10 protein-coding genes are annotated in these 13,343 nt (G+C 62.8%); 5 read left to right on the top strand and 5 right to left on the bottom strand.

What is annotated here, in order from left to right:
- Window positions 1-74 precede the first annotated feature (74 nt).
- The 5 genes from ACYZUC_RS06810 to ACYZUC_RS06790 form a co-directional block, all read right to left on the bottom strand.
- Window positions 75-476 carry a heme-binding protein gene (locus tag ACYZUC_RS06810; RefSeq protein ID WP_461994539.1) on the bottom strand — a complete coding sequence of 134 codons (402 nt, stop codon included), beginning with the start codon at window positions 474-476 and terminating at the stop codon, window positions 75-77.
- Window positions 473-1,714 carry a glycolate oxidase subunit GlcF gene (gene glcF / locus ACYZUC_RS06805; protein ID WP_461994537.1) on the bottom strand — a complete coding sequence of 414 codons (1,242 nt, stop codon included), beginning with the start codon at window positions 1,712-1,714 and terminating at the stop codon, window positions 473-475. Before glcF ends, ACYZUC_RS06810 begins: the two co-directional genes overlap by 4 nt.
- A gap of 3 nt (window positions 1,715-1,717) precedes the next feature.
- Entirely contained in the window at window positions 1,718-2,782 is a 1,065-nt protein-coding gene (gene glcE, locus ACYZUC_RS06800) for a glycolate oxidase subunit GlcE (RefSeq protein WP_461994535.1), read from the bottom strand.
- Window positions 2,782-4,281, bottom strand: a complete 1,500-nt coding sequence (gene glcD / locus ACYZUC_RS06795; protein ID WP_008043914.1) for a glycolate oxidase subunit GlcD — start codon at window positions 4,279-4,281, stop codon at window positions 2,782-2,784. Before glcD ends, glcE begins: the two co-directional genes overlap by 1 nt.
- Before the next feature lie 876 nt (window positions 4,282-5,157).
- Window positions 5,158-6,921 (bottom strand): L-lactate permease, encoded by a 1,764-nt coding sequence (locus tag ACYZUC_RS06790; RefSeq protein WP_461994533.1) that lies wholly within the window; start codon window positions 6,919-6,921, stop codon window positions 5,158-5,160.
- A 193-nt stretch (window positions 6,922-7,114) separates the two neighbouring features.
- On the opposite strand from ACYZUC_RS06790, the gene ACYZUC_RS06785 reads away from it, so the two are divergent.
- The 5 genes from ACYZUC_RS06785 to ACYZUC_RS06765 all read left to right on the top strand — a co-directional run bounded on the left by ACYZUC_RS06785 (window position 7,115) and on the right by ACYZUC_RS06765 (window position 13,212).
- Window positions 7,115-7,351 (top strand): hypothetical protein, encoded by a 237-nt coding sequence (locus ACYZUC_RS06785; RefSeq protein ID WP_461994532.1) that lies wholly within the window; start codon window positions 7,115-7,117, stop codon window positions 7,349-7,351.
- Between the two features lie 129 nt (window positions 7,352-7,480).
- The gene (gene lexA, locus ACYZUC_RS06780) at window positions 7,481-8,098 is read left to right on the top strand and encodes a transcriptional repressor LexA (RefSeq protein WP_461994530.1); all 618 of its coding nucleotides are present in this window, start codon (window positions 7,481-7,483) and stop codon (window positions 8,096-8,098) included.
- Window positions 8,098-8,715: a translesion DNA synthesis-associated protein ImuA gene (gene imuA / locus ACYZUC_RS06775; RefSeq protein WP_461994528.1), complete on the top strand. Its 618-nt coding sequence runs from the start codon at window positions 8,098-8,100 to the stop codon at window positions 8,713-8,715. Before lexA ends, imuA begins: the two co-directional genes overlap by 1 nt.
- Before the next feature lie 7 nt (window positions 8,716-8,722).
- Complete coding sequence (locus tag ACYZUC_RS06770; protein WP_461994526.1) at window positions 8,723-10,138, top strand: Y-family DNA polymerase; 1,416 nt, start codon at window positions 8,723-8,725, stop codon at window positions 10,136-10,138.
- Window positions 10,114-13,212, top strand: coding sequence for an error-prone DNA polymerase (locus ACYZUC_RS06765; protein WP_461994524.1), 3,099 nt, complete (start codon window positions 10,114-10,116; stop codon window positions 13,210-13,212). The genes ACYZUC_RS06770 and ACYZUC_RS06765 overlap by 25 nt, the downstream gene beginning before the upstream one ends.
- The last annotated feature ends 131 nt before the right edge of the window (window positions 13,213-13,343 follow it).

Genomic DNA, 13,343 nt, shown 5'->3' with positions numbered 1-13,343 from the left:
AATATTAGCCCTGCATAAAAAAAGAGACGGAAGTCTCTTTTTTGTTTCTTCTGATTACAGTCCTCGATCCCTGCTCAGTTCAGGCATTGCGCCCCGGCCCTGGCCACTTGCGCATCGTGCTCGGCCTTGACCCCGGACACGCCGACCGCACCCACCACCTGACCGTCGACGATGATCGGCACGCCGCCTTCCAGGGATGTCAGCAAGGGGGCCGACAAAAACGCGAAGCGCCCGCCGTTGACCATTTCTTCATAACCTTTGGACTCGCGCCGGCCCAGCGCCGAGGTGCGTGCCTTTTCGGTGGCGATGTAAGCGCTGATGGGCGCGCAGCCGTCGAGGCGTTCTAGGGCGAGAGGGTGGCCGCCGTCGTCGACGACCACGATGGTCACGGCCCATTGATTGTTTTGTGCTTCTGTACGGGCAGCCGCGAGGATCTGGCTGACTTCGGTCTGGCTCAGGATGGCTTTGCTTTTCATGGGGAATCTCCGGTGATCGATGAGGGCAGCGCCGCGTCGAGCAGTTCGATCCAGTGCCGGACCGGGGTTCGGCCCGCGCCGTCGAGATGCGACTGACAGCCGATATTGGCGGTAACGATAACTTCAGGATGGCCACTTTCCAGTGCGTTCAGTTTGTTGTCGCGCAGTTGCCGGGACAGTTCGGGTTGGGTGATCGAATAAGTACCCGCCGACCCGCAGCACAAATGGCTGTCGGGCACAGGTGTGAGGTTGAAACCGAGGCGAGCAAGGAGCGCTTCCACCGCGCCGCCGAGCTTTTGCGCGTGCTGCAAGGTGCAGGGGCAATGGAAGGCCAGGCGCTGGTCACTGTGGATGCCGAGTGTTTCCAGTGGTTCGTCGCGCAACACTTCCACCAGGTCACGGGCCAGCGCACTGACCCTTTTTGCCTTCTCGGCGTAGGCCGGATCGCGTTCGAGTAAATGGCCATAGTCCTTGATGAAGGCGCCACAGCCACTGGCGGTTTGCACGATGGCTTCTGCACCGTTCTCGATACTCGGCCACCACGCGTCGATATTGCGGCGAGCGCGGTCGAGGCCGGCGGCCTGAGCGTCGAGGTGATAATCCACGGCGCCGCAACACCCGGCTTCGCTGGACGGGGTGACGCTGATACTCAGTCGATCCAGTACCCGCGCCGCCGCCGCATTGGTATTGGGTGACAGGCTCGGCTGCACGCAGCCTTCGAGCATCAGCACCTGACGGGCATGGCGCGTGGTGGGGCGTGGCCGGGGGAGATAAACATGGCGAGGCAACTTTGCCTGCAAGGTGTTGGGCAGCAGCGCCCGAAACACCTGACCGCTGCTGACCAGCGCTTTGAACAGTCCCGGATTAAGGACGACGCTGCGCAATCCCTCACGCAACAGACGTTGGTCGATGGAACGCGGCACCGCCGCATCGACCACCGCCCGGCCGATGTCGAGCAAGTTGTGATAGTCGACCCCGGAAGGACAGGTGGTTTCGCAATTGCGGCACGACAGGCAGCGGTCCAGATGCTGCTGGGTTTTCTGCGTGACCTCGTTGCCTTCCAGCACCTGTTTGATTAGGTAGATGCGGCCCCGTGGCCCGTCGAGTTCATCGCCGAGCAATTGATAAGTCGGGCAGGTGGCATTGCAGAAGCCGCAGTGCACACAGGTGCGCAAAATGCTTTCGGCCTCTTCGGCGCGGGGCAGGTGCCGGGCGGTTTCGCTCAGGGTCGTCTGCATGGTTCAAAGCTCCGCGTACAAGCGTGCCGGGTTGAAAATGCCCCGTGGGTCGAGTTGTTGCTTCAGGCTGCGGTGGTAGCGCATCAACGCGGCAGGCAAAGGCTGGAACGGGCTGTCGATCAGGCCATGGCTGTAGCAGGTCACATGGCCGCCGACCTCATCCACGACTTGGCGAATGAACGCCGCTTCGGCGTCAGACTTGAGCCAGCGCTGGGCGCCGCCCCAGTCGAGCAGTTGCAGGCCGGGCAGGGACAACCGCGGCGTGTTGTGCGGCACGGACAGGCGCCACAGTGGCTGGCCTTCGTCGAAGAAACTCAGTCGATGTTCGTTGAGATCCGCCCAATACGAGGCGTCCAACCGCTCACCGCCCAATCGGTCATGAGCCGCCGCCACCGAGCCTTCGCCGCCCTCAAGCCGCAAGTGCAGGCGTTGCCCGTCGTGGCACGCGGCACTGATCGGCAACGGCTGCTGGCCCCATTCCGCGAGGCGCAGCAAGGCACGATCGCTGTCCATCTCCAGGCTGATGCTCAGGGTTTGCCGTGGTTTGGGCAGGACCTTGAGCGAGACTTCGGTGATCACCCCAAGGGAGCCGAAACTGCCGGCCATCAGGCGCGACAGGTCGTAGCCGGCGACGTTCTTCATCACTTCGCCACCGAAGCGCAAATGCTTGCCGTGCCCGGTGATGACCCGTGTGCCGAGGACGAAATCGCGCACCGAGCCTGACCAGGGACGACGCGGTCCCGACAGGCCACTGGCAATCATCCCGCCGACGGTGGCATCGTCGCCAAAGGACGGCGGTTCGCAGGGCAGCATCTGCTGCGCTTCATCCAGCACGTGCGCCAGTTCGGACAAGGGCGTTCCGCAGCGGGCGGTGATCACCAGCTCGGTCGGGTCGTAGCTGACGATGCCTCGGTGGCTGCGCGTGTCGAGTACTTCGCCCGCCACGATGCGCCCCAGAAACGCCTTGCTGTTGGAGCCCTGAATACGCAGCGGCGTGGCGTTTTCCAGCGCTTGATTGACCTGCTCCAGCAGCACGCCGCTGTCATCGATATCGAGTTCGTTGCGCATCAGAATCGCTCCAGATCAGGGAAGGGCAACTGACCCAGGTGCACGTGCATGGCGCCAAATTCGGCGCAGCGGTGCAGCGTCGGAATGTTCTTGCCGGGGTTGAGCAAACCGCCGGGATCGAACGCGGCTTTGACGGCATGGAACAGCGTCAGCTCATCGGCGTTGAACTGCGCGCACATCTGATTGATCTTCTCGCGGCCCACGCCGTGTTCGCCGGTGATGCTGCCGCCGACCTTCACGCACAATTCGAGGATCTTGCCGCCCAGCGCTTCGGCGCGGTCGAGCTCACCCGGTTGATTGGCGTCGAACAGAATCAACGGGTGCATGTTGCCGTCACCGGCGTGGAAAACGTTGGCGACGCGCAAGCCATACTCGGCGGACAACGCGGCAATGGCGCGCAGCACGCCGGGCAACTCGCGGCGCGGGATCGTCCCGTCCATGCAGTAGTAATCCGGCGAGAGCCGACCGACCGCCGGAAAGGCATTCTTGCGTCCGGCCCAGAAACGCACACGCTCGGCTTCATCCCTGGCCTGGCGCACTTCGGTGGCACCGGCCTGTTCCAGCACCTGGCGCACGCGGTCGCAATCATCGTGGACATCGGCTTCGACGCCATCGAGTTCGCACAGCAGGATGGCTTCGGCGTCCACCGGGTAGCCAGCGTGGATAAAGTCTTCAGCGGCGCGAATCGCCAGGTTGTCCATCATTTCCAGACCGCCCGGAATGATGCCGGCGGCGATGATGTCACCCACCGCTCGTCCTGCTTTTTCGACGGAATCGAACGCTGCCAACAGCACCTTGGCGGACTGCGGTTTGGGCAACAGTTTGACGGTGACCTCGGTGATCACCCCGAGCATGCCTTCGGAACCGGTGAACAGCGCCAGCAGGTCGAAGCCGGGTGAATCGAGGGCATCGGAGCCCAATGTCAGGTGCTCGCCGTCCACGGTCAGGATGTCGACCTTGAGCAGGTTGTGCACGGTCAGGCCGTACTTCAGGCAATGCACACCGCCAGCGTTTTCGGCGACGTTGCCGCCGATGGAACAGGCGATCTGTGAGGAAGGGTCTGGCGCGTAGTACAGGCCGAAGGGTGCTGCCGCCTGGGAAATAGCGAGGTTGCGTACGCCGGGCTGGACCCGTGCTGTGCGGGCGGCCGGGTCGATGTGCAGGATGTTGTTGAAGCGTGCCATGACCAGCAGAACGCCTTTTTCCAGCGGTAACGCGCCGCCGGACAAACCGGTGCCGGCGCCACGGGCGACCACCGGCACGTGCATTTCATGGCAGAGCCGGAGCACGCCTTGTACTTCGTCGAGATGGCGTGGCAGGACCACCAGCAGGGGCGTGGTGCGATAGGCCGAGAGTCCGTCGCATTCGTATGGCTTGAGTTCTTCTTGCTGATGCAGCACTTCCAGGGCCGGCAAACGGGTTTGCAGGGCTTGCAACAGTGCTGACTTGTTGACGTCGGGCAGCGCTCCGTCAACGCGTTCATCGTAGAGAATGTTCATGGTCGTTTTACGATACTCCGTTCGTGTGTCCGGGCAGCGGGCTGTTTACTCAGGTTTTGTGTGTATATCCATTTTTTGGGTGATGGCTGATATTGGTTTCGCCCTTACGGCGAGTCACTTGGAGAAGCGCCAAGTAACCAAGCGCTTTTGCCCCTTTCGTTCGGTGCCTCGCTGTGGCTCGGCATGCCCTCGCTCCGGTCCTGCTCCGTGGGCCCGCCGCCATCGGCCATCCATGGCCGGGGGCGGCTAACCCGGCATCCATGCCGGGTTGCCCACTGCGCAGAACCTCCACTCGGCCTCTCGAGGGGGCGTGTACCTCAAGATCAAAAGCTGAAGGCGAGCTAACGCTCGGCCTGATGAGTGGTGAAAATCAAAAGCCAACGCGATTCCCTGTAGGAGCCGGCTTGCCGGCGATAGCGGTGGGTCAGCGACACATGTATCGCCTGAACGGACGCCATCGCCAGCAAGCCGGCTCCTACAGGGGAAATGTGCAAACATCCAAAATTAGTGCAGCCACCACAATGTGGGAGTGTGTACACGGCCAAAGAGCCAGGTCGGCTTTCAGGCCGCCTCGGCGGCTGTGGCGGTAGTCGCCCCCTCGAGAGGCCGAGTGGAGGTTCTGCGCAGTGGGCAACCCGGCATGGATGCCGGGTTAGCCGCCCCCGGCCAGGGATGGCCGATGGCGGCGGGCCCACGGAGCAGGACCGGAGCGAGGGTATGGCGAGCATTAGCGAGCCACCGAACGAAAGGGGCAAGAGCGCTTTGGTTACTTTCGCGCTTTTCGAAAGTGACTCGCTGTAAAAGCGAAACCAATAGCCGCCATCACCGAAGAAACGGATATGCCCACCACCCCGTCCACTCACCAGGCAGCTCCGCTCAATGCCCACCCACCACCATATGACTGAACGGCGCCACATAAGCCTGCAACGTCACCAACCCCCCCACCAAAATCGCCAGAATGATGGAATGGAAGAACACATAACGCAGAATTTCCCCCTCATGCCCATACCAACGCGTAGCAGTGGAAGCTACCACGATCGACTGCGCATCGACCATCTTGCCCATGACCCCACCGGAACTGTTGGCTGCAGCCATCAACACCGGGCTCAGCCCCAGTTGCTCGGCCGTCACCCGTTGCAGCCCACCGAACAGCACGTTGGACGCCGTGTCCGACCCAGTCAGTGCCACACCGAGCCAGCCGAGCAAGGTGCCGAACATCGGGTAAAAGATGCCCGTCGCAGCGAACGCCAGGCCCATGGTCGCGTCCAGCCCTGAATAGCGGGTGAGGAAGCCGAGCGCGAGCATCGCGACGATGGTAATCAGCGAGTAACGCACGACCCAGATCGTGCGCAGATAGTGTTTGACCAACTGCGGGATGGAGTACCCCATCAACAACCCGCCAAGGATCGCCGCCAGCAAGATGCCGCTGCCGGTACTGGTCAGCCAGGTGAACTTGTAGACCGCATCCTCGGTTTTAGGCGCAGGCACCACCGGCGGGACCTTTTCGATTTGCTGGTGGATCGTGCCGAAGGTGACGACCGGCGCAAAGATCGGGTTCGCTTCGCGCAGCGGTTTGCCTTGCGGATCGAGCTTGGCCGAGTGGGTCACGGGATCAATCGCCGGGCGGGTGTCGAACATGTTTTTGAAGCCTTGGGTGCCCCAGGCAAACACGAACACCGTGAGGATGATCCACGGCATCCACGCGCGCATGACTGCAGGCTTGGCATCGCTGGCGAAGGTCGCGCTGGCGACGGGTTTTTCATCATGCTCTTCGGCAATTTTGGAGTTATCGACGCGCCCGGACAGCGCGGCGGAGGTGTGCACCGTCGCGGGTTTCCACACCCTGAGAAAACCGGTCAGGCAGGCCATGGAAATCAGCGCGGCGATCACGTCCACCAGCATCGGCCCGTGATAGTTGGACACCAGGAACTGCGGCACGGCGAAACTGACCCCGGCGACCAGGATGGCCGGCCAGATTTCCAGCATCTTGCGCCACCCGGCAAAGGCCCAGATCAACCAGAACGGCACGATCACCGAGAAAAACGGTAATTGCCGACCGACCATCATCGACAGTTCCATTTCGTCCAGGCCGGTCACTTTTGCCAGGGTAATGATCGGCGTGCCGAGGGCGCCGAACGCCACGGGCGCGGTGTTGGCGATCAACGCCAGACCCGACGCCGCCAGCGGCGAGAAGCCCAGGCCAATCAGAATCGCGCCGGTCACCGCCACGGGTGTGCCGAAACCGGCAGCCCCTTCGAAGAAGGCACCGAAGCAGAAGGCAATCAGCAGCAGTTGCAGGCGGCGATCGTCGGTAATGCGCGCCAGCGAGTCCTGCAGCACTTTGAACGAGCCGTTTTCGGTGGTCAGTCGGTGCAGGAAGATGATGTTCAGCACAATCCAGCCGATCGGCAGCAAGCCGTTGGCGGCGCCGTAAAGGGCGGCCGAGCCTGCCATGTTCGCCGGCATGCCGAAGGCGAAAATCGCGATGACCAGTGCCGAGGCGAGGGCGAGCAAGGCCGCCAGATGGGCCTTGATGTGGAAAAAGGCCAGGGCTGCGAGCATCACCACGACCGGTACAGCTGCCATGATGGTTGAAATGACCGGGTTGCCGAACGGATCGTAGATTTGCTGCCAGACCATGTTCCACCTCTGCTTTTTATTGTTGGGATTGCAGACCCCGAGGGGGCGGTGGCTTGTAGTATAGGTGGCATTACGCCGCTGATCGGTTGAGCTTTCACACGCCTGAATTGGCGCTTTTGGTGCGTGGCGCTGAGCTAACATGGCCAATGGGTACAGGCACGACTCAGCCCTCAACGACGAGAGGAATGCAGCAATGACTGAACGTCATCTGGTCCACAAGGAGACGCTTTCCAATGGATGCAGGATCGAGGTCAAGGAGGAGATTCTGCGGGATGGTTCGCTGGGGATGTCCATCGGTGTCTACCGACCGGACGGCACGGTTATTGAGGAGAACCACGATCCGAAACCTCATCTGCTGGACATGGAAGCGGCGCTGGACTGGGGCATCGAGATCGCGAGACGTATCGGTAATAGCCAGAGAACGCTGTGAGACGAAAGCGGGCCAACCCTTTGACCCGATTTGCGCTTGCTCGGTGAAGTTCCAGACGATATTTACAGCGCGCCTGAACAGCAGGAGCTGACTGGCGGTCCTTGCCATAAAAAAGCCAAAAGAGTACAAATGTACTCCATGACGACTTTAACTCCCCGCCGTACCGCCATCCTGACGTTTATCCGTGATCGAATCGCGGAGCACGGTCAGTCCCCGAGCCTCGCTGAAATCAGCGAGGCCTTTGGTTTCGCCTCCCGTAGCGTGGCGCGCAAGCATGTGCTGGCGCTGACCGAAGCCGGTTTTATCGAGGTCAACCCGCATCAGGCCCGGGGCATTCGTTTGCTCGGGCAACCGGCGCGCCCCGAGCTGCTGGACATTCCGGTCCTCGGTCGGGTGGCGGCGGGGGCGCCGATCGGTGCCGATGCCGAGGTGCACAGCCGCTTGCTGCTCGACCCGTCGATCTTCTCCCGGGTGCCGGATTACATGCTGCGGGTCCAGGGTGACTCGATGATCGAGGACGGCATCCTCGATGGCGACCTGGTGGGCGTGCATCGCAACCCCGAAGCGCTCAATGGCCAGATCGTCGTGGCGCGGCTTGACGGCGAAGTCACCATCAAGCGGTTCGAGCGGGTCGGCGATGCGGTTCGCCTGTTGCCGCGCAACCCGGCCTATAAGCCGATCATCGTCGACGCCGATCAGGACCTGGCCATCGAAGGGGTGTTCTGCGGTCTGGTGAGGCAAGGGTGATGGGCGCCGTCGTTGCGCTGGACACGCTGTTCAATGGCGGCCAGGTCTGGAAGGGCCGGCCTGCGCCACCGACGCTCAGCCCGCAACCCACCGGGCATGCGGCGCTGGATGCAGCGTTGCCCACTGGTGGCTGGCCGGAAGCGGCGCTGACCGAAATCCTCTTGGCCGGGCAGGGCGTCGGCGAGCTGCAACTGGTGTGGCCGGCGCTGGCGCGGTTGTCGGCGGCGGGTGAACGCATCGTGCTGGTGGCGCCGCCGTACGTGCCGTATCCGCAAGCCTGGCAGAACGCCGGGGTTGATCTGCGCCAGTTGTCGATCATCCAGGCCTGCGAGCGTGATGCGTTGTGGGCGGCGGAACAATGCCTGCGTTCGGGCAGTTGCGGCGCAGTGCTGTGCTGGCCGCACAAGGCGGATGACCGCGCCTTGCGGCGCTTGCAGGTGGCGGCGGAAACCGGCTCGACCCTGGCATTCGCCTACCGCTCGATCCATGAAGCGATCAACCCGTCACCGGCGGCGCTGCGCATCGCCATCGATGCCAGGCCTGCGCAATTGCGCGTGCTCAAGTGCCGGGGCGGGCTGGCCCGCTCGGCGCCGATTGCCTTCCCTGTGGGGCATTGAGGTTGCCATGCGCTGGGTGTGCATTCTCTTCCCGCAATTGGCGCTGGACGCGGTACTGCGTCAGCGCCCCGACCCCGATGAGCCGCTGGCGCTGCTGACCGGTCCGGCGCAGCGTCGGGTGTTGCAGGCGGTCAACGCTTCGGCGCGGGCGCTGGGCTTGCGCCCCGGTATGTCGATGACCGCCGCGCAGGCCTTGAGCAAAGACTTTGTCACGGCGGAATACGACGCCGCCGAGATCGAGCACTGGCAGCAGTTTCTCGCTGCCTGGGCCTACCGCTTCAGCTCCCAGGTCAGCGTGCATTACCCGCGTGCGGTGGTGTTTGAAATCGAGTCCAGCCTGGGACTGTTTGGCGACTGGCCGCAATTCGAAGCGCGCTTGCGCACCGAACTCGACGAACTGGGCTTTCGTCATCGGATTGTTGCCGCGCCCAACCCGGTGGCGGCGCGGGTATTGGCCAATGCATATGACGGTCTGGTGGTGCCAGACGCTCAAGCCTTGCAGCATCATCTGGGGCAATTGCCTGTCGACCGGATCGCTCTGGAGCCAGCGGTGGCCACGGCATTGTCGCGCATGGGGTTGCGCACCTTGAGCCAGGTGCAGGCGTTACCGCGACAGAGTCTGGCGCGGCGTTTCGAGGCCCAGGTGCTCAAGCATCTGGACGCGCTGTCTGGCGAACGACGGCTGGCGCTGGCGTTCTACCTGCCGCCGGACCGCTTCGATGTGCGCATCGAGCTCAATTTCGACGTGCAATCCCATCAGGCGCTGCTGTTTCCGTTACGCCGGCTGACCGGCGATCTGTCGGCGTTCCTGTGCGGTCGCGACAGCGGTGTGCAGCGTTTTGACCTGCACCTGGAGCATGCCGGCTTGCCGGACAGCGTGATCAAGGTCGGCCTGCTCAGCGCCGAGCGCGATCCGGCGATGCTCTTCGAACTGGCCCGAGGGCGGCTGGAACAGGTTCAGGTTGAGGCGCCGGTACGCGGTTTTCGTTTGCGCGCCGAAGACTTGCCGGCCTTCGTTCCGCAGTATCAGGAACTGTTCGATGATCGCCCGCAGCAGTCCTTGCCCTGGGAACAACTGCGCGAACGCTTGCGCGCACGGTTGGGGGATGACGCGGTGCAGGGCCTGCGGTTCCAGGCCGATCACCGGCCGGAGTGCGCGTGGCAGGCCAGTGCCGAGAGCCAGCGCTGCGCGGTGATGCCTGGCGTGCAGCGTCCGGGCTGGTTGCTGACGGAGCCGCAAGCGGTACACGAAGGTTCGACGCGCATCCTCATGGGCCCGGAGCGTATCGAGTCCGGTTGGTGGGACGGCGCCGACGTGCGTCGCGACTACTACCTGATCGAAACCCGTTCCGGCCAACAGGGCTGGGCCTATCGTACGGTCGGTGAGGACGGCCCGTTGTGGTTGCAGGGTTGGTTCGCATGAGCATTGATTATGCCGAGCTGCACTGCCTGTCGAACTTCAGTTTCCAGCGTGGCGCCTCCAGCGCCCTCGAACTTTTTCAGCGGGCGAAAAAACTGGGCTATCAGGCGCTGGCGATCACCGACGAATGCACGCTGGCGGGCATTGTCCGCGCCTGGCAAGCGGCCAAATCCGTGGAGCTGCCGCTGATCATCGGCAGCGAAGTGCGCATCGAGAACGGTCCGAAACTGGTGCTGCTGGTGGAGAGCCTTGAGGGCTACCAAAACCTGTGCCGGCTGATTACCCGGGCGCGGCGTCGTTCGCAGAAAGGCCGGTATCAGGTGCTGCGGGAGGATTTCAGCGAGCCTTTGCCGGGGCTGTTAGCGTTGTGGGTGCCGGATGCGCTGGATGATTTTCAAACCGGTCACTGGCTGAAGCAAACCTTCGCCGAGCGCCTGTGGCTGGCGGTCCAGTTACATCACGGCCAGGACGATACCCGGCGATTGAGTGCGTTGATGACGTTGGCAAGGGAGCTGCGAGTCCCGGCAGTGGCCAGCGGCGATGTGCACATGCACACGCGGGGGCGCCGCGCCTTGCAGGACACCATGACCGCGATCCGTCATCACCTGCCGGTGGCCGAGGCCGGGTTGCGCCTGCACCCCAACGGCGAGCGGCACCTGCGCAGCCTCGACGTGTTGCAATCGATCTACCCGCAAGCATTGCTCGATGAAACGTTGACCATCGCCCGGCGTTGCACCTTCGACCTTGGCCAGTTGCGGTATCAGTATCCCCGCGAGCTGGTGCCCGAAGGCCAGACGGCCTCGTCCTGGTTGCGTCATTTGACCGAAGAGGGGATCGCATGGCGCTGGCCAAAAGGCCCGCAAGCCAAGGTGCTCAAACAGATCGACAAGGAACTGGAGCTGATTGCCGAACTGGGCTACGAAAGTTATTTCCTGACGGTTCACGACATCGTCCGGTTTGCTCGTGAGCAAAAAATCCTCTGTCAGGGCCGTGGTTCAGCCGCCAACTCGGCGGTGTGTTATGCCTTGGGAATCACGGAAATCGATCCGGATCGCACCACGCTGTTGTTCGAGCGCTTTCTCTCCAAAGAGCGCAACGAGCCACCGGACATCGACGTCGATTTCGAGCATGAGCGACGCGAAGAAGTCTTGCAGTACGTGTTCCAGCGTTATGGCCGGACCCGTGCGGCGTTGACTGCGGTGGTCAGCACCTACCACGCGGCCGGCGCGGTACGCGATGTGGCCAAGGCGTTGGGTTTGCCGCCGGACCAGATCAATGCCCTGGCCGATTGCTGCGGCCACTGGAGTGATGAAACACCACCGGTGGAGCGCCTGCGTGAAGGCGGTTTCGATCCCGAGAGTCCGGTGTTGCGCCGGGTGCTGAGCCTGACCGGGCAACTGATCGGTTTCCCCCGGCACCTGTCCCAGCACCCGGGCGGTTTCGTCATTTCCGAGCAACCGCTGGACAGTCTGGTGCCGGTGGAAAACGCCGCCATGGCCGAGCGCACCATCATCCAGTGGGACAAGGACGATCTGGACGCGGTCGGTTTGCTCAAGGTCGATATTCTTGCGCTGGGCATGCTCAGCGCCATCCGCCGCTGCTTTGATTTGCTGCGACGGCACCGCAACCTTGATTTAAGCCTGGCGACGATCCCGTCCGAAGACCCGCAAACCTACGACATGATTGGTCATGCGGACACTATCGGCGTGTTCCAGATCGAATCCAGGGCGCAGATGTCGATGCTGCCGAGGCTTAAACCCCGGAAGTTTTATGACCTGGTGATCGAAGTGGCGATCGTCAGGCCGGGGCCGATCCAGGGTGGCATGGTGCATCCGTACCTGCGACGGCGGAACAAACAGGAGCCCGAGACTTACCCGTCCCCAGAACTGGAAGCGGTACTCAAGCGCACGCTCGGCGTACCGCTGTTCCAGGAGCAGGTGATGCAGATCGCCATTGTTGCTGCCGACTACAGCCCCGGTGAAGCCGATCAATTGCGCCGTTCCATGGCCGCCTGGAAACGCCATGGCGGACTGGAACCACACAAGGATCGCCTGGCCGCCGGAATGAAGAAAAACGGCTACACACCCGAATTCGCCGCGCAGATTTTCGAGCAGATCAAAGGCTTTGGCAGCTATGGATTCCCCGAGTCCCACGCCGCCAGTTTTGCCTTGCTGACCTATGCCAGTTGCTGGTTGAAATGCCACGAACCGGCGGCCTTCGCCTGTGCGCTGATCAACAGCTGGCCCATGGGTTTCTACAGCCCGGACCAGATTCTGCAGGATGCGCGCCGGCATCATTTGCAGATCCGCCCGGTGGACGTGCGTGCCAGCGACTGGGATTGCAGCCTCGAACCCGTCATCGGTGCGCAGCCGGCGATTCGCATGGGGCTGCGGATGATCAAGGGCTTTCGCGAAGACGATGCGCGGCGTATCGAAGCCGCGAGGTCCAAGGGGGCGTTTATCGACATCGCCGACCTCGGCGAACGGGCGCGGCTCGATGCCCGTGCGCAGGAACAACTGGCCGATGCCGGCGCGTTGCGTGGGCTGGCCGGTGATCGTCATCGAGCACGCTGGGAAGTGGCGGGGGTGCAGAAGCAATTGGGTTTGTTCGCCGGTTTGCCGAGCCAGGAAGAGGACGCGGTGGCATTGCCCAAACCCACGGTGGGCGAAGACCTGCTGGCGGATTACAACAGTCTCGGCACCACCCTCGGCCCGCATCCACTGGCCCTGTTGCGGGGTGAGCTGAAAGCCCGGCGCTGTCGCAGTTCGCGGGAGTTGCTGGACGTCGAGCATGGCCGCCCGGTCAGCGTCGCCGGGTTGGTGACCGGGCGGCAGCGTCCGGGTACGGCCAGTGGCGTGACTTTCGTCACCCTCGAAGACGAGTTCGGCAACGTCAACGTGGTGGTCTGGCGCGACCTGGCCGACCGGCAACGGCAGGTGTTGGTCGGCTCGCAGTTGCTCAAGGTCGACGGGCGCTGGGAGAAGGAAGGCGAGGTGCGACATTTGATTGCCGGACGCTTGAGCGACCTGAGCCCGCTACTGGATGGCATCAACGTACGCAGCCGGGATTTCCATTGAAGTAATCACACACCTGTAGGAGCCGGCTTGCCGGCGATGGCGTCATAACGGCCACCACCGCTTCGCCAGCAAGCCGGCTCCTACATGATTGTGGGTATGCCGTTAATATTTCGCACAACACCGAACCTGTA

This window comes from Pseudomonas sp. GT1P32, from assembly GCF_054897805.1.
The sequence above is the reverse complement of the archived record's forward strand: the minus strand, read 5'-3'. Positions and strand labels throughout refer to the sequence as shown.